Origin of the sequence: Xanthomonas chitinilytica (genome assembly GCF_026107455.2) — a bacterium.
GTDB lineage: Bacteria > Pseudomonadota > Gammaproteobacteria > Xanthomonadales > Xanthomonadaceae > Stenotrophomonas > Stenotrophomonas chitinilytica.
The window spans coordinates 1-22,178 of the sequence record NZ_JAPCHY010000019.1 but is presented as its reverse complement, the minus strand read 5'-3'; the positions used below and the strand labels follow the sequence as shown (position 1 = coordinate 22,178).

The 22,178-nt window shown below is 69.8% G+C and carries 19 protein-coding genes and 1 pseudogene; 7 read left to right on the top strand and 13 right to left on the bottom strand.

Annotated elements, in window-relative coordinates; genetic code table 11:
• The first annotated feature begins 53 nt into the window (after positions 1-53).
• Positions 54-284 carry a hypothetical protein gene (locus OK345_RS16820; protein WP_265129160.1) on the top strand — a complete coding sequence of 77 codons (231 nt, stop codon included), beginning with the start codon at positions 54-56 and terminating at the stop codon, positions 282-284.
• A 72-nt stretch (positions 285-356) separates the two neighbouring features.
• Here OK345_RS16820 and sppA read toward each other — a convergent pair whose 3' ends face one another.
• Both sppA and OK345_RS16810 read right to left on the bottom strand, forming a co-directional pair.
• Positions 357-2,255 (bottom strand): signal peptide peptidase SppA, encoded by a 1,899-nt coding sequence (gene sppA, locus OK345_RS16815; RefSeq protein ID WP_265129159.1) that lies wholly within the window; start codon positions 2,253-2,255, stop codon positions 357-359.
• Between the two features lie 78 nt (positions 2,256-2,333).
• Positions 2,334-3,698 carry an MATE family efflux transporter gene (locus tag OK345_RS16810; RefSeq protein ID WP_265129158.1) on the bottom strand — a complete coding sequence of 455 codons (1,365 nt, stop codon included), beginning with the start codon at positions 3,696-3,698 and terminating at the stop codon, positions 2,334-2,336.
• A gap of 101 nt (positions 3,699-3,799) precedes the next feature.
• On the opposite strand from OK345_RS16810, the gene OK345_RS16805 reads away from it, so the two are divergent.
• On the top strand, positions 3,800-4,942 hold the full coding sequence (locus tag OK345_RS16805; protein WP_265129157.1) for a DUF3667 domain-containing protein: 1,143 nt from the start codon (positions 3,800-3,802) through the stop codon (positions 4,940-4,942).
• 4 nt (positions 4,943-4,946) lie between these two features.
• On the opposite strand, the gene OK345_RS16800 is transcribed toward OK345_RS16805, so the two are convergent.
• Entirely contained in the window at positions 4,947-5,516 is a 570-nt protein-coding gene (locus tag OK345_RS16800) for a DUF3106 domain-containing protein (RefSeq protein ID WP_265129156.1), read from the bottom strand.
• Positions 5,503-6,489: a hypothetical protein gene (locus OK345_RS16795; protein WP_265129155.1), complete on the bottom strand. Its 987-nt coding sequence runs from the start codon at positions 6,487-6,489 to the stop codon at positions 5,503-5,505. Before OK345_RS16795 ends, OK345_RS16800 begins: the two co-directional genes overlap by 14 nt.
• A gap of 436 nt (positions 6,490-6,925) precedes the next feature.
• On the opposite strand from OK345_RS16795, the gene OK345_RS16790 reads away from it, so the two are divergent.
• Positions 6,926-9,121, top strand: coding sequence for a primosomal protein N' (locus tag OK345_RS16790; RefSeq protein WP_265129154.1), 2,196 nt, complete (start codon positions 6,926-6,928; stop codon positions 9,119-9,121).
• Position 9,122: 1 nt separating this feature from the next.
• Here OK345_RS16790 and OK345_RS16785 read toward each other — a convergent pair whose 3' ends face one another.
• Positions 9,123-9,743, bottom strand: coding sequence for a glutathione S-transferase family protein (locus tag OK345_RS16785; RefSeq protein ID WP_265129153.1), 621 nt, complete (start codon positions 9,741-9,743; stop codon positions 9,123-9,125).
• A 213-nt stretch (positions 9,744-9,956) separates the two neighbouring features.
• The gene (locus tag OK345_RS16780) at positions 9,957-10,733 is read right to left on the bottom strand and encodes an NYN domain-containing protein (RefSeq protein WP_265129152.1); all 777 of its coding nucleotides are present in this window, start codon (positions 10,731-10,733) and stop codon (positions 9,957-9,959) included.
• 309 nt (positions 10,734-11,042) lie between these two features.
• Here OK345_RS16780 and OK345_RS16775 point away from each other — a divergent pair, with 309 nt between their 5' ends.
• Positions 11,043-12,332: an NAD(P)/FAD-dependent oxidoreductase gene (locus tag OK345_RS16775; RefSeq protein WP_265129151.1), complete on the top strand. Its 1,290-nt coding sequence runs from the start codon at positions 11,043-11,045 to the stop codon at positions 12,330-12,332.
• Positions 12,333-12,366: 34 nt separating this feature from the next.
• Here OK345_RS16775 and OK345_RS16770 read toward each other — a convergent pair whose 3' ends face one another.
• The 7 genes from OK345_RS16770 to rhlB form a co-directional block, all read right to left on the bottom strand.
• Positions 12,367-12,768, bottom strand: a complete 402-nt coding sequence (locus OK345_RS16770; protein WP_265129150.1) for a GFA family protein — start codon at positions 12,766-12,768, stop codon at positions 12,367-12,369.
• A gap of 90 nt (positions 12,769-12,858) precedes the next feature.
• The gene (gene rpoH / locus OK345_RS16765) at positions 12,859-13,734 is read right to left on the bottom strand and encodes an RNA polymerase sigma factor RpoH (RefSeq protein ID WP_265129149.1); all 876 of its coding nucleotides are present in this window, start codon (positions 13,732-13,734) and stop codon (positions 12,859-12,861) included.
• Between the two features lie 179 nt (positions 13,735-13,913).
• Positions 13,914-14,645, bottom strand: a complete 732-nt coding sequence (ung, locus tag OK345_RS16760) for a uracil-DNA glycosylase (RefSeq protein ID WP_265129148.1) — start codon at positions 14,643-14,645, stop codon at positions 13,914-13,916.
• The gene (locus OK345_RS16755; protein ID WP_265129147.1) at positions 14,642-15,484 is read right to left on the bottom strand and encodes a response regulator; all 843 of its coding nucleotides are present in this window, start codon (positions 15,482-15,484) and stop codon (positions 14,642-14,644) included. Before OK345_RS16755 ends, ung begins: the two co-directional genes overlap by 4 nt.
• A gap of 7 nt (positions 15,485-15,491) precedes the next feature.
• Positions 15,492-16,439: a permease-like cell division protein FtsX gene (ftsX, locus tag OK345_RS16750; RefSeq protein ID WP_265129146.1), complete on the bottom strand. Its 948-nt coding sequence runs from the start codon at positions 16,437-16,439 to the stop codon at positions 15,492-15,494.
• Positions 16,436-17,122, bottom strand: a complete 687-nt coding sequence (gene ftsE, locus OK345_RS16745) for a cell division ATP-binding protein FtsE (RefSeq protein WP_265129145.1) — start codon at positions 17,120-17,122, stop codon at positions 16,436-16,438. Before ftsE ends, ftsX begins: the two co-directional genes overlap by 4 nt.
• A 72-nt stretch (positions 17,123-17,194) precedes the next feature.
• Positions 17,195-18,874 carry an ATP-dependent RNA helicase RhlB gene (rhlB, locus tag OK345_RS16740; RefSeq protein ID WP_265129144.1) on the bottom strand — a complete coding sequence of 560 codons (1,680 nt, stop codon included), beginning with the start codon at positions 18,872-18,874 and terminating at the stop codon, positions 17,195-17,197.
• Positions 18,875-19,074: 200 nt separating this feature from the next.
• On the opposite strand from rhlB, the gene trxA reads away from it, so the two are divergent.
• The 3 genes and pseudogenes from trxA to OK345_RS16725 all read left to right on the top strand — a co-directional run.
• Positions 19,075-19,407: a thioredoxin TrxA gene (gene trxA, locus OK345_RS16735; protein WP_265129143.1), complete on the top strand. Its 333-nt coding sequence runs from the start codon at positions 19,075-19,077 to the stop codon at positions 19,405-19,407.
• Positions 19,408-19,634: 227 nt separating this feature from the next.
• A complete protein-coding gene (gene rho / locus OK345_RS16730; protein ID WP_265129142.1) occupies positions 19,635-21,380 on the top strand; it encodes a transcription termination factor Rho in 1,746 nt (581 codons plus the stop codon).
• 369 nt (positions 21,381-21,749) lie between these two features.
• Positions 21,750-21,865: pseudogene (locus OK345_RS16725) on the top strand (methylglyoxal synthase); the annotation flags it as partial.
• Positions 21,866-22,178 lie beyond the last annotated feature (313 nt).

The window sequence follows — 22,178 nt, the reverse complement described above, 5'->3', positions numbered from 1 at the left end:
TTCCGCGGTTTCGCCGGGAGTAGGATAACGCCACACCCCCGGAGGCCGCGCCGATGAAGATCCGATACGTCCCGCTGCTGTCGTCGTTGCTGTTGCCGGTGCTGGCCGGCTGCCGGCCGGAACCGCCCTCGCCCGAGCGGCCGCCGGAACCGCAGGCTACGGCGTTGCGCGATGCGATCCAGCAGCCGCTGGACAAGGCCCACGCCGCCGAAGCGGCCGTCGAGCAGGCGGCGCAGGCGCAGCGCGCGGCAATCGACGCCGCCACCGATGCCGCAAAACAATGACGCCGCCCCGAAGGGCGGCGTCATCCAGTCCGGCAGGTTCGACAGCGGCCCCGGCCACCCGGGGCGCTGCACTCAGAAACCGCAGAAGCAGTAGGCCAGCGCGCGCACCGGGGCGCCGTTGCGGTCCTTGACCGCCTCCTCGACGAAGCGCAGCTGCGTATCCATCTCCGGCAGGCTGCGGGCCAGCATCATCCGCGCCATGCCCGAATCGCCCAGCATCCAGGCGCCCATGCGGCTGCCGGCGAAGCCGCTCATGAACTGCGCGAACGGGCTGGCGGGCTTCTCGATGTAGCGCACGCGGAACTTGCCGGCTTCGCCCAGCTTGGCGCGGCTGGCGGCATCGGCCACGGCCGCCTTGAGCCCGCCGAACTCGTCGACCAGCCCGCGCTCCTTGGCCTGCGCCCCGCTCCACACGCGGCCGCGGGCGACCTCGTCGATCGCTTCGACCGGCTTGTTGCGGGCATCGGCCACCTTGCCGGTGAAATCGGCATAGCCCTTGTCGATCACCGACTGGATCACCCGGCCCACGCCCGGGTCCATCGGCCGCGAGATGTCGAACGCGCCGGCGAAGCGGGTGGTGCCCACGCCGTCGGTGTGCACGCCGATCTTGCCCAGGCTGCGGGTGATGTTGGGGATCATGCCGAAGATGCCGATCGAACCGGTGATGGTCGATTCGTCGGCGTAGATGCGGTCGGCGTTCATGCTGATCCAGTAGCCGCCGGACGCGGCCAGGTCGCCCATCGACACCACCACCGGCTTGCCGGCTTCCTTGAGCGCGACGATCTCGCGGCGGATCTGCTCGGAGGCGAACACCTCGCCGCCGGGCGAATCCACCCGCAGCACCACCGCCTTCACGTCCTTGTCGTCGCGCGCCTGGCGCAGCAGCGCCGAGGTCGACACGCCGCCGATGCGGCCGGCCGGCAGGTCGCCGCCGGCGATCTCGCCCTCGGCCACCACCACCGCCACCTGCGGGCGCTTGTCGATCGGCGAACGGCGCGCGTCGAGCTGGGTCAGGTAGCCGCCCAGGTCGATGCTGCGGAAACCGCCATCGGCATCGGCGTCGGCCACGCCGCGCTCGGCCAGCAGCTGCTCCACTTCCTCGCGGGTCTTCAGCCCGTCCACCAGCTTCTGCTGCAGCGCGAAGCGGGCCAGGTCGCCGCCGGCGGCGGCGATGCCCTCGGGCATGGTGTCGATGCCGGCGGCCAGCTGCGCGGCGTCGAGCTTGCGCGCGGCGGCGATGTCGCCCAGGTAGCGCTGCCAGACATCGTTCATCCAGTACAGGTCGGCTTCCTTGGCCTCGGCCGAGGCGGCGTCGAGCACGTACGGCTCGGCCGCGGACTTGTATTCGCCCACCTTGAACAGGTGCACGTCCACGCCCAGCTTGTCCTGCAGGCCGGTGCGGAAGTACTGGCGGTAGCGGCCCAGGCCTTCCAGCACCATGCCGCCCATCGGGTCGAGGTAGACCTCGTCGGCCTGGGCGGCCAGCAGGTATTGCGACTGGCTCATGTTCTCGCTGAACGCCACCACCTGCTTGCCGGCGCCGCGCAGCGCCTGCAGCGCCGCGGCCACTTCGCGCATGGAGGCGAAACCGGACGGCTGCAGCTTGTCCAGCTGCAGCAGCACGCGCTCGATCTTCTTGTCGTTCTGGGCCGCTTCCAGCGCGCGGATCAGGTCGCGCAGCTGGATTTCCTCCACGCTCTTGTCGCCGAGCGCCTTGGCCAGCGCGCGGCTGACCGGGTCGGCGCTGTACTGCTCCACCAGCCGCCCTTCCGGCGCGATCACCAGGGTGGTGCGGTCCTGCAGCGGCTTGACCCCGGTGCCCTTGCCCAGTGCGATGACGAACACCAGCAGCAGGAAGAACAGCAGGCCGAAGAACAGCAGGTTGAGGATCAGCCGCCGGGTGAAGTTCATCACGTCCCACAGGCCGACGAAGAAGGCGGCGATGGGGTTGCGGCGCGCGGGTTGGTTCATGGGAATCTCCGTGGGGACGGCATGCCGTGTGCTGGGGTGAGGATAGCGGTTGCCGGCGTGGCCGGCATGCGCCTGAAGTCAGGGGTGCCGATGGGCCTGCATGCGCCGGCTGCTGAACCGCAGCCGCCAGCCCATCAGCACCGCCGCCGCGGTCAGGCCGACGATCAGCCCGACCCACATGCCCTGCGGGCCCCAGCCCAGGCCCAGGCCGAGCCCGGCACCAAGCGGCATGCCCAGCCCCCAGTACGCGAACATGGCGATGAACATCGGCACCCGGGTGTCCTTGAGCCCGCGCAGGGCGCCGGCCGACAGCACCTGGATACCGTCGGGGAACTGGAAGGCGGCCGCGTACAGCAGCAGCGTGGCCGCGAGCGCGGCCACCGCCAGGTCGTCCGTGTACAGCCGCACCACCGCGTTATGGCCGAGCAGCAGCACGGTGATCGACAGCATCTGCGTCACCAGCACGATGGCATAGCCGGCCCAGGCGGCGCGGCGCACGCCCAGCGGATCGTTGCTGCCCACCGCATGGCCCACGCGCACGGTGGTGGCCTCGGCCACCCCCATCGGGATCATGAAGCACAGCTGGGCGACGTTGATGGCGATCTGGTGGGCGCTGGCCTCGACCGCACCGATGCGGCCGATCAGCAGCGCGGTGACGATGAACAACCCGCCCTCCATCAGCACGGTGATGCCGATCGGCAGGCCGGTGCGCAGCAGGTCCCGGATCGCGCTCCAGCGCGGCGGCTCGAAGTGCCCGAACAGCTGCAGGTGGGCGAACCGCCGGGTCTTCCACAGATAGCCGGCGAAGCACAGCGCCTGCACCCACATCGTCACCGCCGAGGCGATGCCCAGGCCTTCGGCGCCCATTTCCGGGAAGCCGAACCTGCCGTTGCACAGCGCGTAGCCCAGCGGCCCCAGCACCAGCAGGCCGCCGAAGCCGAGCAGCATGGTCGGCAGGGTCCAGTGCATGCCTTCGCTGAGGTAGCGCATGCAGAAGTACAGCGTCAGCGCCGGCACGCCCCAGCGGATCGCGTGCAGGAAGCCGGTGGCGCCGGGCACGATGTCCGGCGCGATGCCGAACGCCGGCAGCAGCGACGGCACCACGCTGAGGAAGGCGAACATCAGCACGCTCAGGCCCACGCCCAGCCACAGCGCCTGGCGGAACAGCGGGCCGATCTCGCGCTCGCGGCCGGCGCCGTGCAGCTGCGAGACCGAAGCGGTGAGCGAGATCAGCGTGCCGATCGGCACCAGCATCGGTAGCCACAGCAGCGCGGTACCGATGCTGACCGCAGCGAAGGTATCGGTGCCGTGATGGCCGGCGATGGTGTTGTCGACGAAGGAAATCAGGCCGGTCGAGACATGGCCCAGCACCAGCGGCAGGGCGAGCAGGCCGGTGGCGCGCACTTCCTGGCCGAAGCGCGGCGTAGCGGAAACGGTAGACATTGGGACGAGACGGAGCGCGGACTGCGGTCGGCGCGGAAGCGCTGGCACCGGGTCGCGGCAGCCGGCTATCTTACGCGACCGCCCGGGAGATTCGCTTGCCGATGAGTAAACATCCCTCGCCGCCCGCCGACTGCCAGAACTGCCGCATGGCGCTGGCCGGCGATTTCTGCCACCACTGCGGCCAGTCCGCGCACAACCCGTTGCGCAGCTTCGGCCACGCGGTGGAAGAGGTGTTCGAGTCGTTCTGGCACCTGGACGGGCGCATCTTCCGCACCTTGCGCGAGCTGATGGCGCCCGGCCGCGTGGCCGCGGCCTATCTCGCCGGCAAGCGCGTGCCGTACGTGCAGCCAATGCGGCTGTTCGTGGTGCTGAGTCTGCTGACCTTCTTCGTCGCGCGCGTGGCCGTGCATATCGAGACCGGCACCGCGCATGCCGAGGCAGCGACCGCCGCGCTGCCGGCCCAGGACTTCCGCCAGGCGCATGCGCCCGAAGAAGTGGAAGCCATCCGCCGCGCGCTGGTCGACGACCTGGCCGCCGCCCGCGCGGCGTTCCCGGAAAACATGGGCGCGGCCCGGCGCGCCATGGACACCGCCATCGGCAAGGTCGACGCCGAAGCCGACCGGCGCCTGGAGCAGTTGCGTGCGGCGCCGAGCGCGGCCGCACCCCGGGAAGCCGGCGACACGATCATGACCGTGAACGGCCGTGCCTGGGATGCGCAGGCCAATCCGGTCGAGGCCGGCTGGCTGCCGGAATTCGCCAACCGCTGGCTCAACCGCCAGATCGGCAAGGCGCAGCAGAACCTGCCGCGGCTGCGCGACAACCCCCAATTGCTGGTCAATGCCTTCCTGGCCTCGGTGCCGTCGGTGCTGTTCGTGCTGGTGCCGCTGTTCGCGCTGCTGCTGCGGGTGTTCTACCTGGAGACCGGCCGCGTCTACCTAGAGCACCTGGCGGTGGCCATCTACAGCCATGCGTTCCTTTGCCTGGACCTGCTGGCAATCCTGCTGCTGTCGCTGCTCGGCGACGCGCTGGCCGGCGTGGCACCGTGGAGCGGCTGGCTGCTGGGCGGCGCGCAACTGCTGCTGTTCCTGTGGATGCCGCTGTACCTGCTGCTGATGCAGCGGCGCGTCTACGGCCAGTCCTGGCCGCTCACGCTGCTGAAGTACGGCGTGCTGGGATCGATCTACTTCGCACTGGTGACGTTCGCCGCGACCGGATTGGTGATCGCCAGCCTGGCACGCATCTGATCCCTCAGTGCCCGACCTTCGCGCGCAGCCAGGCATCGCGCGTGGCCGCGGTGGTCGCCAGCAACTGCGCGCGGACCGCATCGCGTTCCTGCGGCGGGGTGCGCTGCGAGATCAGCACCAGCAGCGCCAGCTGCTCGTCGTCCAGTTGCCGCAGCAGCGCCAGTGCCGGTTCGCGCTGCGCATCGGGCAGGTAGCCGAACAGCGGCTGCAATTTCGGGTACAGCGCGCCCAGCCGCGGCCCCAGCCGCCAGCCGTCGCGATGCACCCGGTCCTGCGCCTCGAACCGGGCGCGCAACGCCTGCCGCTGCTCCGTCGGCAATGCCGCCAGCGCGGTGGCCGCCTGGCGGACGTGCCGGCGCTCGGATTCGTCCAGCGCGCGCCAGGCCGCGTACTCGGCCCGCAATGCGCGCTGCTGCGCGGGCGCCAGCGACGACCAGTGCAGCGCCGGATCCTGCCGGGCCTCCGCCGACGCTGCCGAAGCGTCTTCGGCGATGGCGGGCAGGCGGTTGGGCGATGCCGCCTGCGCCGCCGGCAACAGCAACAACAACGCGCAGAACAGGCTAGTCCTCGGCATCCACCGTCTCCAGTCCGGCCGCGGCCGGCGCCGGCCGGGTCGGCTGCGGTTGCGACTCGTCCACCGGAATCGGCCCGCCGGCGGCGAACCAGGCGTAGAAATCCGCATCGCGGGCCAGCGCCAGTTCCGGATCGGCCAGCATCGCCGCATCGCTCGCGGCGTGGCCATCGACCGCCGGCGCCCTGGCCGGCGGCGCGGCGCCGGGCAGTTCCTCGACCTGCACCGGGCCGGCGTCCACCACCACCCCGTCGCGTGCGGGCAGCGGCTCATCCAGCCGTGGCGTACCGGTACCGGAGCGCCACCACCACACCCCGGCCGCCAGCAGTGCCAGCAGCAGCGCCGCGGCGACCCAGTAGCCGCGCCGACGGGGCGCGACGGGGCCGGCCGCGGGAACCGCGCGCGTCGCCGCAGGAGTCGTCGTCGCGCCACCGGCGAGCGCCGCTTCGCGCAGCCTTGCCAGCTGCGCCAGGCGATCGGGCGCCAGCTCGCGTACCTGCAGCTGCACCTGTTCGGCCAGTACCCGCCAGGCGGCCGCATCCGGGTGACCGGCCGCATCCAGCGGGCAGGCATCGGCCAGGGCCTGCCGATAGTCCGCCACGCTCCCACCGAGCACCGTCGCGGCCAGCACCTCGTCCAGGCCGGCGCCGATGCGCAGCAGCAGCGCCAGCCTTTCGCCCGCCGGCAGCTGCGACAGATGGGCCATCGCCATGGGCCGCTGGCCGGGCTGCACCGGCTCGCGCAATTGCGGGGTATTGCCCAGCAGCCCCCAGAAGCGCCCCGGCCAGTCGGCCATGGCCAACCCGGCAGCGTGGCTGGCGAAAGCGCGCATGGCCGCCGCCACGGCGCGCTCGGCGGCGCCGGCATCGCCGGCCTGCAGTTCGGCCACGACCAGCGCGCGGCGTTCGACGCCCCGCAGGAACGCGGAAAGGGTGCTGGCCGCAGCCGGCGACAGGGGGGCGGGGGCAGCCGTCATGGGAACTCCGTCATCGCCGGAATGATAGCGATGCGGCCCGCTCCACGGACCTTCGCCGCTGGCCAGGGCGAAGGAAGCTGAACCCGCGGAAGCCCCCTCTACCCGCAAGTTGTGCACAGCGTCAATACGTAGTGACGATATTGCCGTCCGGAATCTGGAACGTCCCGGGTTTCAACATTGTTTCACAGCTAACTACATGATTTAAAAAGAAATATGCGTGTGGCGATTTTTTGACCAAGTCAAGTGAGAGGCTTGTGAGAACGCCTTCGGGGCGTGGAGCAAGGCGGTGATGCACAGAGTTATCCACAAATTTTGTGGATAAGCCCAAATCTTCAATTGTGACGGGTGTTTACATTCCATTTATGCCAGCCGGCACAGCAATGGAGCGCAAGTAGCCGCCTCCGCCGGCGAGCATCCGCCCGGCTAAACTGCGTCGATGCCCGCCGCCTGCCCCACCCTTCGCGTCGCCCTGCCGGTACCGCTGCCGCAACTGTTCGACTACCTCGCACCCGAAGGCCCGGCCCCCGGCGAGGGCGACGTCGGGCGGCGGCTGCGGGTGCCGTTCGGGCCCCGCGAGCTGGTCGGAGTGGTCGCCGCCATCGGCCACAGCGACGACCCCGCCACGCTGCGGCCGGCGTTGGCCTGGGCCGACCCGGTCCCGCTGCTGCACGGCGAACTGGCCGACTCGCTGCGCTGGCTGGCGCGCTATACCCACGCGCCGCTGGGCGAGGTGATCGCCACGGCGCTGCCGGCGCCGCTGCGGCGCGGCGAGCCCCTGCCCGACACCCATGGCTGGGCCTGGCGGCTCACCGCCGAGGGCCTGGCCCAGCGCGACAGGCTGCGCGCCGGCACCCGTCCGCAGCGGCTGGCCACCCTGCTGGCCGACGGCACGGTGGACGAGGACCGGCTCGAATCGCTGATGGACGACTGGCGCGGCGCCGCCCGCGCCCTGCAGAAGAACGGCCGCGCCGAGCGCATCGCGGTGGCCGCCACCGCGGCACCGGTGCAACCGCGGCCGGGTCCGCAGGCCAACCCGCAGCAGCAGGCCGCCATCGACGCCATACGGGCCAGCAGCGGGTTCGCCCCGTTCCTGCTCGACGGCGTCACCGGCAGCGGCAAGACCGAGGTCTACCTGCAGGCGATCGCCGCCTGCCTGGCCCGCGGCCGGCAGGCGCTGGTGCTGGTGCCGGAGATCGGCCTGACCCCGCAGACCCTGGCGCGCTTCCGCAGCCGCCTGGGGATCGCCGTGCATGTCCTGCATTCCGGACTCAACGACAACGAGCGTGCGCGGGTATGGGCCGCGGCCTGGCGCGGCGAGGCGCGGGTGATCGTCGGCACCCGTTCGGCGGTGTTCACGCCGTTGCCGCAACCGGGGCTGATCGTGGTCGACGAGGAACACGACGGCAGCTACAAGCAGCAGGACGGCATCCGCTACCACGCCCGCGACTTCGCCCTGGTGCGGGCCAAGGCGCTGGACATCCCGGTGATCCTGGGCAGCGCCACGCCGTCGCTGGAATCGCTGCACAACGCCCGCGCCGGGCGTTACCGCCACCTGCGCCTGCCGCAGCGCGCCGGCGATGCGCGGCCGCCGGCGGTGCGCGTCATCGACGTGCGCAAGCGCCCGCTGCGCGACGGGCTTTCGCCGGAAGTGATGGCCGGCATCGCCCAGCACCTGCAGGCCGGCGGCCAGGTGCTGGTGTTCAAGAACCGCCGCGGCTACGCCCCGGTGCTGCTGTGCCACGACTGCGGCTGGACCGCTCCCTGCAAGCGCTGCAGCACGCCGCTGCACAGCACGCCGATGACGGTGCATGCCGGCGGCCGCCGCCTGCAGTGCCACCACTGCGGCGCGCGGCAACCGGTGCCGCTGGCCTGCCCGGCCTGCGGCAGCCTGGCGTTGCAGCCGCAGGGCATCGGCACCGAGCGGCTGGAAGAACGCCTGCTGGAAAGCTTCCCCGAGGTGCCGGTGCTGCGCATCGACCGTGGCACCACCGCGCGCCGCGATGCGCTGGAACAGACCCTGCGCACGCTCGGCGACGCCCCCGGCATCCTGGTCGGCACCCAGATCCTGGCCAAGGGCCACGACCTGCCCAGGCTGACCCTGGTGGTGGTGGTGGGCATCGACGAGGGCCTGTTCTCGGCCGACTTCCGCGCCAGCGAGAAGCTCGCCCAGCAACTGATCCAGGTGGCCGGGCGTGCCGGACGCGCCGAGCGCCCCGGCGAGGTCTGGCTGCAGACCCACCATCCCGGCAACGCGCTGCTGGAAACGCTGGTCAACGGCGGCTACCACGCCTTCGCCGACGCCGAACTGGCGCAGCGCGAGGCGGCCGGCTTCCCGCCGTTCGCGCACCTGGCGCTGCTGCGCGCCGAGGCCAAGCAGGTGGAAACGGCCAACGACTTCCTCGCCGCGGTGCGCGCGCTGCTGCCGGCCGGCACCGACGTGGAAGCCTACGGCCCGATGCCGGCACCGATGCCGCGCCGTGCCGGCTTCCAGCGCACGCAGCTGCTGTTGTCGGTGCCGCAGCGGCGGCCGCTGCATGCGCTGCTCGATGCCGTCGTTCCCGCGATCCATGCGCTGCCGCTGGCGCGGCGCGTGCGCTGGTCGCTGGATGTCGACCCGATGGACCTGTACTGACTCAGGTCAGCGGCGTCATCACTCCGCGGCGATACGCCGGGCGCTGCTGCAGGCGCCGGTACCAGTCGTGCAGGTGCGGCAGTTCCGGCCGCACGACCGGCATCTCGAACCAGGCATAGACGAAGCTGCCCAGCGGAATGTCGCCCATCGCGAAACGCTCGCCCGACAGCCACGGCTGCACGGCCAGGGCGGCATCGGCCAGCGCCAGCAGCTCGCCGGACTTCCGCAGCGATGCCTCGATCCTCTCCGCATCGCGCTCCTGCGGCGGCGTGCGCACGATTCCCCAGAACAGGTCGCGGAACGCACCGGCGAACGCCGAGGTGGTCCAGTCCATCCACTTCTCGCCCTGCGCGCGTTCGGCCGGATCTTCCGGGAACAGCGTGCCCAGCGCATAGCGCGCCGACAGGTAGCGCACGATGGCGTTGGACTCCCACAGCGGCAGGCCATTGTCCTCGATCGCCGGTACCAGTCCGTTGGGGTTCATCGCCCGGTACTGCGGCGCATCGGTGCCGCCGAACGCACCGCCGACTTCGGTCGATTCGTAGGCCAGGCCGATCTCCTCGGCGCACCACAGCACCTTGCGCACGTTGCTCGAATTGTGGCGGCCCCAGATCTTCAGCATTGCGGTATTCCCGTTGGAATGGCCGATGGCGGCCGTGGCGCGGCGACGGTGCCGCGGGGTTCGCATCGTGCTTGCCGGTACCTCGGGAGCAGGAAGACGCGGATGTGTGGGCCGGTGGGATGGCGCTCGCCTTGGCCGCGGCGCAGCCGGCCATCGACGGCCAACGCAGCGCCCGCAACCGGCTGCCGGGTGACGGCCCGGCCGCCGCGCATGCTAGCCGGCCGCCGCCTTCCCGCGCCGCGGCTTGGCCGCCGGCTTCTTCGGCAGGACACGGACATAGGACGACTTGCCTTCCTTCTTCAGTTCGAACAGACCGGTGGCCACGATCAGGTCGCTGAGCTTGCCGTAGCCGTAGTTGCGCGAATCGAACGAGGCCTGGTTGCCGATCTGGCTGCCGACCGGTCCCAGGTGCGCCCAGCCATCGTCGCCCTCGGCCGCGGCCACCGCGCTGCGCAGCATCTGCACCAGCCGCGAGTCCTGGCGCAGTTCGGCGCTGCTCATGCGCGGCCGCGCATCGCCATTGGATTCGGCACCGGCATCGCTCCCGGCCATCTCGCCCAGCGCTTCCAGGTAGGTGAACTTGGAGCAGGCGTTGACGAACGGCAGCGGGGTCTTCTTCTCGCCGAAACCGTATACCTTCACCCCATCGGTCAGCAGCCGCATCACCAGCGGGGTGAAGTCGGCATCGCTGGAAACGATGGCGAAGCCGTCGAGGTTGCGCGCGTACAGCAGGTCCATCGCATCGATCACCATCGCCATGTCCGAGGCGTTCTTGCCCGAGCTGTAGGCGAACTGCTGGATCGGCCGGATCGCGTATTCGTGCAGCACCGATTCCCAACCCTTCAGGTGCGGGCTCTTCCAGTTGCCGTAGGCGCGACGCACGTTGGCCACGCCGTAGCGCGCCACCTCGGCCAGCACCACGTCGATCTTCGCCGACGGTGCGTTGTCGGCATCGACCAGCAACGCGATGCGCTTTTCCGGTTCGCTCATGTTCGGCTCCATCGCCTGGGTCAGGCCGCAGTATCGCGCCGTGGGCCACCGCATGACCACCGCCACCGGCCGCCACTGCTCGTTGCTGTCCCGACTGGTCGGCAACGCGCGGCATCCAATGCGCGGAAAGCACGCTCGACGAAGGGCGCCGGACATCGCTCTGCACACGATGCAATGCACTTCCGCGCGGGCGCCACCGCTGCCTGGCTCCCCTCGTGGTGCAGCCGCGACGGCGAGGGCCTGTCGTGACGGCGCGGTCCACGCCAGCGGCTACCATCCCCACATCGGCCAGATGCTTCCGGAGTCCGCATGAGTCGCAATCCCGTTCCGAAACTGGTGGTCGTCGGCGGCGGCTTCGCCGGCCTGTGGGCGACCCGCGCCCTGGCCGGGGCAGCGTTGCGGATCACCCTGGTCGACCGCCGCAACCATCACCTGTTCCAGCCATTGCTGTACCAGGTGGCCACCGCCGGGCTGTCGGCGCCGGACATCGCCGCGCCGCTGCGCCACATCCTCGGCCGCCAGCGCAACGTCGAAGTGCGGCTGGGCGAGGTCGTGCGCATCGACAAGCAGCGACGCCAGGTCGTGCTCGCCGACGGCGGCACGCTGGACTACGACCTGCTGCTGGTGGCCAGCGGCGCCACCCACGCCTACTTCGGCAACGACCGCTGGGCGCGCCATGCGCCGGGACTGAAGACGCTCGACGACGCGCTGGCGCTGCGGCGCAAGCTGCTGCTGGCGTTCGAGCGCGCCGAGGCCGAACCCGACCCGGCGCGCAAGGCGGCGTGGCTGAGCTTCGCCATCGTCGGCGGCGGCCCGACCGGGGTGGAACTGGCCGGCACCCTGGCCGAGATCGCGCGGCACACGCTGCGCAACGAGTTCCGCCACATCGACCCGGCCTCGGCCAGGGTGCGGCTGGTGGAAGCCGGCCCGCGCGTGCTGTCCTCGTTCCCCGAGGTGCTGTCGCTGAAGGCGCGGCGGCAGCTGGAACGGCTGGGCGTGGAGGTGCTGACCGGCACGCCGGTGAGCGACATCGGCGAGGATGGCTTCCATCTGGGCGATCGCTTCATCGCCGCGCGTACCGTGGTCTGGGCGGCGGGCGTGGCCGCCTCGCCGCTGGCACGTACGCTGGAGGTGCCGCTGGACCGCGCCGGGCGCGTACCGGTGCAGCCGGACCTGACCGTGGAAGGCCATCCGCAGATCTTCGTCGCCGGCGACCTGGCCACGCTGCGCCAGGCCGACGGCACCCCGGTGCCCGGCGTGGCGCCGGCCGCCAAACAGATGGGGCGGTACGTGGCCGAGGTGATCCGGGCGCGGCTGGCCGGCAAGCCGGCACCGGCCGCCTTCCGTTATCGCGACTTCGGCAACCTGGCCACCATCGGCCGCATGGCCGCCATCGTCCATCTCGGCCGGATGAAGCTGTCCGGGCTGCTGGCCTGGTGGTTCTGGCTGGCCGCGCACGTGTTCTTCCTGATCGGCTTCCGCAACCGGCTGGTGGTGCTGCTCAACTGGGCGTGGGCCTACTGGAGCTACCAGCGCGGCGCGCGGATCATCCTCGGCGATGCCGAGGACGGCAACGAGCACGACCGGCCGCGCGACTGAGCGCGAACCCCGCCACCGCGGCCGGCCGGCGCCCTCAGTCGCCGCCGGCGGCGAACTGCTCGAACACCTGCTGCCCGGTCAGCATCTCCGTCTCGTTGGCCAGCGCGTAGAACCCCGGCTTCTCGTCGATGAAGATCTGGCTGTCGAGCCGGAAGTCCTGCTGCTGGAACAGGCCGGCCGGCAGCGCGTATTCGCCGGTCGGCAGCAGGCGATAGAACAGGTGGGTGCCGCAGGCCGCGCAGAAGCCGCGCTCGGCCCAGTCCGAGGACCGGTACGCGGTCGGCTGCGCGCCCTCGAAACGCACGTCGCTACCGCAATGCACGGCGAACATCGGACCGCCCGACCAGCGTCGGCACATGCTGCAATGGCACAGGCCGATCCCGGCATGGTCGGCGGCCACCACCTCGATCGCGCCGCAAAGACAGGAGCCTTTCATCACGTCCTCCATGGAACGGGCGCTGCGCCCGGAAACAGGAAAGGCCCGGGACGACCGGCCTTTCCTCTGCATTCGGCGATGCCGCCGCGCTCACGCGGTGAACAGCGCCTTCATCTTCTTCAGCGCGTTGGCCTCGACCTGGCGGATGCGCTCGGCCGATACGCCGTACTCGTCGGCCAGTTCCTGCAGCGTGACCTTGCTGTCGGCATCCAGCCAGCGGCGGCTGATGATGTCGCGCGAACGCTGGTCCAGTTCCGCCAGCCCCTCGCGCAGCAGCCGCAACTGGTTGTCCTCGCTGTCGGCACGCTCGTAGGCCTGCGACGGGTCCTCGTCGCGCGCCACCAGGTAGGCGGCCGGCGACGGCGGCGCATGGTCGTCGTCCTCGTCCGAGGGCGCATCGAAACCGATGTCGCGGCCGGACAGGCGCGATTCCATCTCCATCACTTCGCGCTCGGAGACGTTGAGATCCTTGGCCACCGCGCTGACCTCGGCCGCGTTCAACCAGCCCAGGCGGGTCTTGGACTTGCGCAGGTTGAAGAACAGCTTGCGTTGCGCCTTGGTGGTGGCGACCTTGACGATGCGCCAGTTCTTGAGGATGAACTCGTGCATCTCGGCGCGGATCCAGTGCACCGCGAAGCTGACCAGGCGCACGCCCATGTCCGGGTCGAAGCGCTTGACCGCCTTCATCAGGCCGATGTTGCCTTCCTGGATCAGGTCGCCCAGCGGCAGGCCGTAGCCGTTGTAGCCGCGGGCCACGTGCACCACGAAGCGCAGGTGCGAATGCACCAGTTCGCGCGCGGCATCGAGGTCCTCGTCGTCGCGGAAACGGCGGGCCAGCTTCTGTTCCTCATCGACCGACAGCACCGGGATCTGGTGCACGGCACCGATGTAGGCATCCAGCGAACCGAGCGCGCTGGGAATCGGGAGATTGTTCGCCACAAGGGCAGTGGAGGTGTTCTGGCTCATAGGACCTCATCTTAGCAGTCGGACAATTGGACTGCTGGGTACAGAAAAAGTTCCAGTGTTCCAATTTTGTCGCGTTTGGCTGGTTTTCGCCGCGCCGTCCAGCCGTTGCCGGAACGTTGCAGCCATCTGTCCCATCCTAGCCCGTTCTCCGTCGCCGGATGATGACAGCCGGCGCCCGTTCAGCCGGCGGCCAGCGCCGCTTCCACGGTGGCGCGCGGCGGCAGCGACCAGTCGATCGGCGCATTGCCGCGCCGGGCCAGGTATTCGTTGGCGGCCGAGAAATGCCGGCAGCCGAGGAAGCCGCGGTGCGCCGACAGCGGCGAAGGATGCGGCGCCTTCAGCACGCGGTGGCGACGGGTATCGATGACCTTGCCCTTGGCCTGGGCGTAGCTGCCCCACAGCAGGAACACCAGGCCCTCGCGCTCGCGGTTGAGGGTATCGACCACATGGTCGGTGAAACCCTCCCAGCCCTTGCCCTGGTGGGAGCCGGCGCACCCCTCCTCCACCGTCAGCACCGCGTTGAGCAGCAGCACGCCGCGCTGCGCCCACGGCAGCAGGCAGCCGTGGTCCGGCGGCGCGATGCCCAGGTCGGTCTGCAGCTCCTTGTAGATGTTGAGCAGCGAGGGCGGCACCGGCACCCCCGGCATCACCGAGAAGCACAGGCCGTGCGCCTGGCCACGGCCGTGGTACGGGTCCTGGCCGAGGATCACCACCTTGACCTGCTCGAACGGGGTGGCGTCGAAGGCGGCGAAGATCTGCGGCCCCGGCGGGAATACATGCGCGCCGGCGGCCTTGCGCTGGCGCAGGAATGCCGACAGCTCGCGCATTTCCGGACGCAGCAGCCAGTCGCCGACCTGCGCCTTCCAGCCCGGCTCCAGCTGGATCCGGGCCTGGGCGTCGTTGCCGCTCACAGCATCACCGGCTGTGCGTTCAGGCGCGCCAGCCGCAGCTGGAACAGCACCTTGGTCACCAGCAGCCGCTCTTCGATCGGCTTCTGCACCAGGTCGTTGGCGCCGGCCTGCAGCAGCTCGGACTGGTTGTGCGGGTTGCTGTCGCCGGTCATCACCAGTACCGGCAGGCGGCGCTTGCCGTAGCCGAAATCGATGCGGATACGCTGTACCACGTCGCGGCCGTTGAGTTCGCCCTTCAGGGTGACGTCGGTCAGCACCAGGTCGATGCGGTGGCTGGTACGGCCCAGCGACTCGGCGGTCAGCAGGGCGAAGGCGTCCTCGGCGGTCAGTACGTGCACCACGCGCAGGTCCTGCCGTTCGAGCATGCGCTTGGTCGCCTCGGCCACCACCCGGCTGTCCTCGACGTAGAGGATGGTGGCGCCGGGGATCGGCTCGGGCTGGACGTAGCCGCGGATGAAGGTCGCCAGCGCCTCGTGGCCCAGCGACTTGTCGAAGTAGTCGGTGACGAATTCGGTGAAGCGGCGTTCCTCCAGGTGCTGTTGGGCGTCGCCGGACACCACGATCACCGGCACGTAGGCCTGCCCGGCGGCTTCGCGCACGCTGCGCGCCAGCGCCAGGCCGTCGCCGTCCGGCAGTGCCAGCGAGGTGGTGACCAGGTTCACCGGGCCGGCCGCCAATGCCTGGCGTGCCTCCTCGATGCTGGCGCAGCCCACCACCTCCACGCCCGGCAGGTCGCGCCGCAACACGTCGGCGATCAGCTTGCGCACCAGCTTGGAGCCGTCGGCCACCATCACCCGTGGGGCGTCGCTGATCAGATGCTTGAGATCGTGCTTGGACATGCGGGCCTCAGGTTTCGGTCGGGCGAGTCTGCCGCAGGAAGTGCCCGGCCACCAGCCATGCCCCCAGCCAGCCGAGCAGCGCGGTGCCTGCCAGGACCAGCGCGGAGTGCAGCAGGTCCAGTCCGTGCAGCACGAACGGGCTGCCGTAGCTCTGCGACAGCGCCGCCAGCGGCGGCCGCAGTGCCAGCCCGGAAGCGCCGATCAGCGCCAACGCCAGCGCGCCGGCGCCGAGCCCGTACCAGGTTCCCAGGTACAGGAACGGGCGGCGGATGAAGCCGTCGCTGGCGCCCAGCAGCTGCAGCACGCCGATTTCCTCGCGCCGCGACTGGATGTCCAGGCGCACGGTATTGCCCACCACCAGGATCGCGCCCAGGCCGAGCAGCACCGACAGCACCTGCACCAGCCGCGAGCCGAAGCCCAGCCAGCCGTCCAGGCGCTTGCGCCACAGCGCGTCGTGCTGCACCAGGTCGGCCTGCGGCAACCCCTGCAGCGACTGCGCCAGGCGCGCGTCGTCGTCGCCGGCCGGGGTGACGATCAACAGCGTCGGCAGCGGATTGTCGTCCAACGCGGCGATGGCATCACCCAGCCCGGCGTTGTCGCGCAGCTCGGCCAGTCCCTGCTCGGGCGTGCGCAGCGCGACCGCGGCGACATCGGCGCGGCCACGCAGGGTCTCGGCCACGCGCTCGGCCGCCGCCGCGTCCACGGCGGGCTTCAGGAACAGATTGATGTCGCGCGACTGCTGCACGCTGCCGGTGAAATGCTTGAGGTTGTCCAGCGCGATCGACAGACCCAGCGGCAACGCCAGCGCCAGCGCCATCACCGCGACGGTCAGCAGCGTCGCCCACGGCTTGCGCACGGCGCGACCCAGGCTGAAGACGATGCTGTGCAGATGGTGGTCGAACCAGACGCCCAGGCGCGAGGGAGCGGCGGCTCCGGTATTGGCGGGCCTGCTCATTCGGCCAGGTCCTGCGGCGAGATGTCGTCGACCAGGCGGCCGTGGTCGAGGATCAGCACGCGCTTGCGCATGCGCTTGAGCAGCGGCAGGTCGTGGCTGACCACCAGCACGCTGGTGCCGCGGCCGGGCAGTTCGGCGAACAGCGCCATGATCTCCGCAGCCAGGGTCGGGTCCAGGTTGCCGGTCGGCTCGTCGGCCACCAGCAGCTTCGGTTCGCCGACGATCGCGCGGGCGATGCCCACGCGCTGCTGCTCGCCGGCCGACAACTGCGACGGCAGCGCCTTCTCGCGGTGGCCCAGGCCCATGCGTTCGAGCACCGAACGCACGCGCTTGCCGATGTCGCCACGGCGGGTGCCGCGCAGGATCAGCGGCAGCGCCACGTTCTCGGCGATGCTGCGGTCCAGCAGCAGGCGATGGTCCTGGTGGACCGCGCCGACTTCGCGCCGATGCAGCGCGACGCGGTTGCCGCGGACCTTGAGCAGGTTGCGCTCGGCGAACACCACCGCGCCGCGGCTGGGCCGCTCGCTGAGATGGATCAGTTTCAGCAGCGTGCTCTTGCCGGCGCCGGAATGGCCGGTGACGAACAGCATCTCGCCGGCCGCCACCTCGAAGCTGACGTCCACCAATGCCTGGTGGCCGCCGGCATATTGCTTGCTGACATTGTCGAAACGCAGAACGCTCATGCGCCGATTATGCCGGAGCATGGCGTAAATGCATCGCGCCGGATCGCGGACACGATGCTCATCTGCCGATCGTCAGTTGCTGGAAAGCATGCGCCGGATCTTGCGGCCCAGGCGGGTCAGGAACGAATCGCTGTCCACCGCCGCGCGCACCGGCTTGGCCGGCACCTGCACCGGCGCTGCCGGTACCGGCGCGGTGGCGGCGACATCGGCGCCTTCCAGCGGGCGGCCATGACGGCGGCGGCGGCGCTTGCGCGGTGCACGCGTTTCCGACCCCGCACCTTCGATCGTGTCCGGAGCCGCCGCTTCCTGCGGCTCCGGCTTCGCGGCGGCGGCAACCACCTGCCCTTCCTCGCCCTGGGGGCGCGGCTTGCGGCGGCGGCGCGGCTTGCCGTCGGCACCCCGCTCGCCCTCGCTGCGACGCTCGCCACGACCGGCTCCCGGCTTGGCGCCACGGCCACCACCCCGGCGCGCCTCCTCGGCGGCGCGCTGCTCGCGCGCCTCGCGGAAGATCTCGCCCACGCTTTCGCCGGCCTCGTCGTCGCCCTCGGGCAACGGCGCACGCGGGGCGCGCGGCAACGGGGTCAGCAGTTCGCTGGTGACGGCTTCGACCGGGATCTTCTGCTCGATGTAGGCCTCGATGTCCGGCAGGCCCATCGCGTAGCGTTCGCAGGCGAAGCTGATCGCATCGCCCTCCTCGCCCAGCCGCGCGGTACGGCCGATGCGGTGCACGTAGTCCTCGGCATCGAACGGCAGGTCGTAGTTGTAGACGTACTTGATGCCGTCGATGTGCAGGCCGCGCGCAGCCACGTCGGTGGCCACCAGGATTTCCAGCTGGCCGGCCTGGAAGCGCTTGAGCAGGCTCTCGCGTTTCTTCTGCGGCACGTCGCCGGACAGTACGCCGACGCGATAGCCGGCCTTCTCCAGCGAACGCGCCACGCGCTCGACGAACGCCTTGGTGTTGACGAACACCATGGTGCGCGCGCCCTCGCTGCGCGACAGCAGGCCCAGCAGCAGCGGCAGCTTCTCCTCGTCGGCCGGGAAGTAGATGCGCTGGCGCACGCGCGCGGCGGTGATGCTCTCGGTCTCCACCACCAGCTTCTGCGGCTCGTTCATGTGCTCGTAGGCCAGCTCCAGCACGCGGTGGCTGAGGGTGGCGCTGAACAGCAGCGTCTGCCGGGTGGTGCGCTCGGGCATGCGCCGCAGCAGGAAGCGGATGTCCTTGATGAAGCCCAGGTCGAACATGCGGTCGGCTTCGTCCAGCACGCAGATCTCGCAGGCGTGCAACGAGACCACCTTGTGCTGCTTGACGTAGTCGATCAGGCGGCCGGGCGTGGCGATGATCACGTCCACGCCCTGCTGCAGCAGTTCGCGCTGCTTGTCGTAGTCGACGCCGCCGTAGACCAGCGCGAAGCGCAGGCCCAGATCGGAGCCGAACTTGACTGCATCCTTGTGGATCTGGATCGCCAGCTCGCGGGTCGGCGCCAGGATCAGCGCCCGCGGATCCTCCGGCTTGCGGTCGGCCAGCGCCGGGCGGCTGAGCAGGCGGTTCACCACCGCCACCAGGAACGCCAGCGTCTTGCCGGTGCCGGTCTGCGCCTGCCCGGCGACGTCGCCTCCCGGCAGGGCCACGGGCAGGGTCAACGCCTGGATCGGCGTGCAGCGGGTGAAGCCGGCTCCTTCAAGCCCGGCCAACAGCGCCGGTTGCAGGTCGAAGGAGGAAAAAGTTACATCGGTCAGCGGTTTGTCGCTCATCATTCCGTCTTGGTAGGGCCAGCCCGCCAGAGGTTGCGGGGCGGCTTGCATCGTCTCCGGCACCGTCGCACACTGCGGCCCCTGCGCCGGGTCGCGCGACTCCTGGGCTTGGCCCATACCGTCCGCGCAATGCCCCAGTTTACCGCAATGCGACGGCCAACCCGGCATGGGCAGTCGCATTACCCCAGGAGACTCTCCAAGTGAGCGATAAGGTTTTACACGTCGGCGATGCCGATTTCGACAGCGCCGTCCTGCAATCCGGTGAACCGGTCCTGGTGGATTTCTGGGCGGAATGGTGCGGCCCGTGCAAGATGATCTCCCCGGTGCTCGACGAGTTGGCCGATACCTACGCGGGCAAGCTGAAGGTCGCCAAGGTCAACGTGGACGACAACCGCGCCACGGCGATCAAGTACCACGTGCGTTCGATCCCGATGCTGCTGCTGTTCAAGGATGGCCAGATCCAGGCCACCCAGATCGGCGCCGTCGGCAAGGGTCAGCTGACCCAGATGATCGACAAGACCCTGGCCGGCTGAATCCGGCCCCTGGCCGGCGGTGCCACCGCCGGCTGCCCCGGGCCAAGCCGTCTCCCGGCCCAACGACTTCCGCCCGTGGCTTGCGCCTCGCCGCGAGGCGGTGTTAGTGTCGGTACATCCGGCCGCATTCGCGCGCCGCACCCTCTAGACGAACTCTCTTCTAGACCTTTCCCAACCAGTTCGCCGCCCTGCAGGGCGCTCGCACGTCTTAGCGAGGAATCAAGCACTTGTCCGAGAATACTCCTTCCGAAACCGGGAGCGCCGACGCGCCCGTCGAGAAGCGCGTGCGCAAGCCGCGCGCCAGCAAGGCGACCGAAACCGTGGATGCCGGCGGCAGCGCCGCGCCCGCCCCCGCACAACCCGCGCTGCCATTGCCGGCTGCGCCGGCCCCCGCTCCGACCACGAGCGAAGCCCCTGCTGCACCGGCAGCCTCCGCACCGAGCCACGACAATGGCAATGCGCCGGCCCAGTCCGGCGGCGGCCAGGATGCCGGCGAATCCCGCGATGGCGGCAACCCGCAGCGCCAGGGCCAAGGCCAGGCGCAACAGGGCGGCCAGGGACAGGGACAGGGCAACCGCCGCGACCGTTTCCGCAACCGCCGCGACCGCAACCGCGAGCGTTTCCGCGATGACGGTGGCCTGCCCGCCGACAATGGCAACGAACAGCCGTTCGCACCACGACAGCTGCCGACGGTACCGGAAGGCTTCCCGGTCTATTCGTTGAGCGACCTCAAGCGCATGCCGGCGCAGAAGCTGCTGGAAATCGCCGAGCAGCTGCAGATCTCCGAGGGTGTGGCCCGTGCCCGCAAGCAGGACGTCATCTTCGCCCTGCTCAAGGTACTGACCCGCCACGGCGACGGCGTCGCCGCCGATGGCGTGCTGGAAATCCTGCCCGACGGCTTCGGTTTCCTGCGCGCGGCCGAAGCCAGCTACCTGGCCGGCCCGGACGACACCTACATCTCGCCCAGCCAGATCCGCCGCTTCAACCTGCGCACCGGCGACCACCTGTCCGGCCGCATCCGCTTCCCCAAGGACGGCGAGCGCTACTTCGCGCTGTCGATCGTGGACACCATCAACGGCGAGCCGCTGGAAGCGTCGAAGAACAAGGTCCTGTTCGAGAACCTGACCCCGCTGTTCCCGCGCAAGCGCTTCACCCTGGAACGTGGCAACGGCTCGTCGGAAGACATCACCGGCCGCATCCTCGACCTGATGGCGCCGCAGGGCAAAGGCCAGCGTGCGCTGATCGTCTCCCCGCCCAAGGCGGGCAAGACGATGATGATGCAGCAGATCGCCACCGCCATCACCACCAACCATCCCGAAGTGCACATGATCGTGCTGCTGGTGGATGAGCGTCCGGAAGAAGTGACCGAAATGCAGCGCACCGTGCGCGGCGAAGTGGTCTCCTCCACCTTCGACGAGCCGGCCGCACGCCACGTGCAGGTGGCCGAAATGGTGATCGAGCGCGCCAAGCGCCTGGTCGAGCACAAGAAGGACGTGGTGATCCTGCTGGATTCCATCACCCGCCTGGCCCGCGCCTACAACAACGTCGTGCCCAGCTCCGGCAAGGTGCTGACCGGCGGTGTCGACGCCAACGCCCTGCACCGCCCGAAGCGTTTCTTCGGCGCCGCGCGCAACGTCGAGGAAGGCGGCTCGCTGACCATCATCGCCACCGCGCTGGTCGAAACCGGCTCGAAGATGGACGAGGTGATCTACGAGGAATTCAAGGGCACCGGCAACAGCGAAGTGCACCTGAACCGCCGCATCACCGAAAAGCGCGTCTACCCGGCCATCGACATCAACCGCTCCGGCACCCGCCGCGAGGACCTGCTGATCGAACCGGAACTGCTGCAGAAGATCTGGATCCTGCGCAAGCTGCTGCACCCGATGGACGAGATCGCGGCGATGGAATTCCTGCTGGACAAGATGAAGAACACCAAGTCCAACGACGAGTTCTTCAGCTCGATGAAGCGCTGAGCGCATCGAGAAGCAAGACATGCGAAAAGCCCCGCCCATGCGGGGCTTTTTCTTTGGTGACTCCTGACTTTTCCGGCAAGCGTGCGTCCGGCACCCTCCATGCCCACGACTCCGGCGACCCGCTTCATCGCCAAAGCCACGTCCGGGTTCCTGGTCGAAATCTGCTTCATCGACCGACGGCCGGGCTCGAGGCTTTCGTGCCCGTAGGCATAACGGCAGTAAACCTCGCCCAAGCGCAGGCCCCGCTACTCCAGAAGCCCTTGATGTCATTGATGCAGCCTGCCTTTCACCTGGCGGATCGTCCCGCGATCCCCGTCTGGCTTCCCTTTGACGTGAACCTGTTTCTCTGGCGTTGCGGGCCTTGCCGGGTCGATCGCGCCCAAGCGCCAATGCACGTGATCCACGGCAAGCCGTTCATCTCGGCGGTGGCCTCGGCGCGGGACTGGATCGAGATGGAGCGGATCCATGCCAGGCTGGCACCGGACCCGGCACCACCCGCAGCAACGCTGATCTTCACCGCGCAGCGGTCGATCGCTCCAGGCAGCGGGATCAAGCGTAGAGCGGGGCTTGCCGCGCTGGGGCGTTGTCGAGGCAGCCTGAGCAGCGGGGCAAGCCCCGCTCTACGGGTGGTGGCGGTTGTTTCCAGGCGGCAGCGTGGTCCGCCATGTATCGGGCCCCAAAAAAAGCAAACCCCCGCAGCGTGAGCTGCGGGGGTTTGGGGGTAAAGCCCCTGGCGATGACCTACTCTCGCATGGCTTGAGCCACACTACCATCGGCGCAGCTGCGTTTCACTTCCGA

What these genes read in the sequence shown, in the direction of transcription:
- sppA (WP_265129159.1), bottom strand. Translation starts at nt 2,255, where the DNA reads ATGAACCAACCCGCGCGCCGCAACCCCATCGCCGCCTTCTTCGTCGGC.
- OK345_RS16810 (WP_265129158.1), bottom strand. Translation starts at nt 3,698, where the DNA reads ATGTCTACCGTTTCCGCTACGCCGCGCTTCGGCCAGGAAGTGCGCGCC.
- OK345_RS16780 (WP_265129152.1), bottom strand. Translation starts at nt 10,733, where the DNA reads ATGAGCGAACCGGAAAAGCGCATCGCGTTGCTGGTCGATGCCGACAAC.
- OK345_RS16785 (WP_265129153.1), bottom strand. Translation starts at nt 9,743, where the DNA reads ATGCTGAAGATCTGGGGCCGCCACAATTCGAGCAACGTGCGCAAGGTG.
- OK345_RS16795 (WP_265129155.1), bottom strand. Translation starts at nt 6,489, where the DNA reads ATGACGGCTGCCCCCGCCCCCCTGTCGCCGGCTGCGGCCAGCACCCTT.
- OK345_RS16755 (WP_265129147.1), bottom strand. Translation starts at nt 15,484, where the DNA reads ATGTCCAAGCACGATCTCAAGCATCTGATCAGCGACGCCCCACGGGTG.
- OK345_RS16775 (WP_265129151.1), top strand. Translation starts at nt 11,043, where the DNA reads ATGAGTCGCAATCCCGTTCCGAAACTGGTGGTCGTCGGCGGCGGCTTC.
- OK345_RS16770 (WP_265129150.1), bottom strand. Translation starts at nt 12,768, where the DNA reads ATGAAAGGCTCCTGTCTTTGCGGCGCGATCGAGGTGGTGGCCGCCGAC.
- OK345_RS16820 (WP_265129160.1), top strand. Translation starts at nt 54, where the DNA reads ATGAAGATCCGATACGTCCCGCTGCTGTCGTCGTTGCTGTTGCCGGTG.
- OK345_RS16790 (WP_265129154.1), top strand. Translation starts at nt 6,926, where the DNA reads ATGCCCGCCGCCTGCCCCACCCTTCGCGTCGCCCTGCCGGTACCGCTG.
- OK345_RS16805 (WP_265129157.1), top strand. Translation starts at nt 3,800, where the DNA reads ATGAGTAAACATCCCTCGCCGCCCGCCGACTGCCAGAACTGCCGCATG.
- rpoH (WP_265129149.1), bottom strand. Translation starts at nt 13,734, where the DNA reads ATGAGCCAGAACACCTCCACTGCCCTTGTGGCGAACAATCTCCCGATT.
- ftsX (WP_265129146.1), bottom strand. Translation starts at nt 16,439, where the DNA reads ATGAGCAGGCCCGCCAATACCGGAGCCGCCGCTCCCTCGCGCCTGGGC.
- OK345_RS16800 (WP_265129156.1), bottom strand. Translation starts at nt 5,516, where the DNA reads ATGCCGAGGACTAGCCTGTTCTGCGCGTTGTTGTTGCTGTTGCCGGCG.
- rhlB (WP_265129144.1), bottom strand. Translation starts at nt 18,874, where the DNA reads ATGAGCGACAAACCGCTGACCGATGTAACTTTTTCCTCCTTCGACCTG.
- ftsE (WP_265129145.1), bottom strand. Translation starts at nt 17,122, where the DNA reads ATGAGCGTTCTGCGTTTCGACAATGTCAGCAAGCAATATGCCGGCGGC.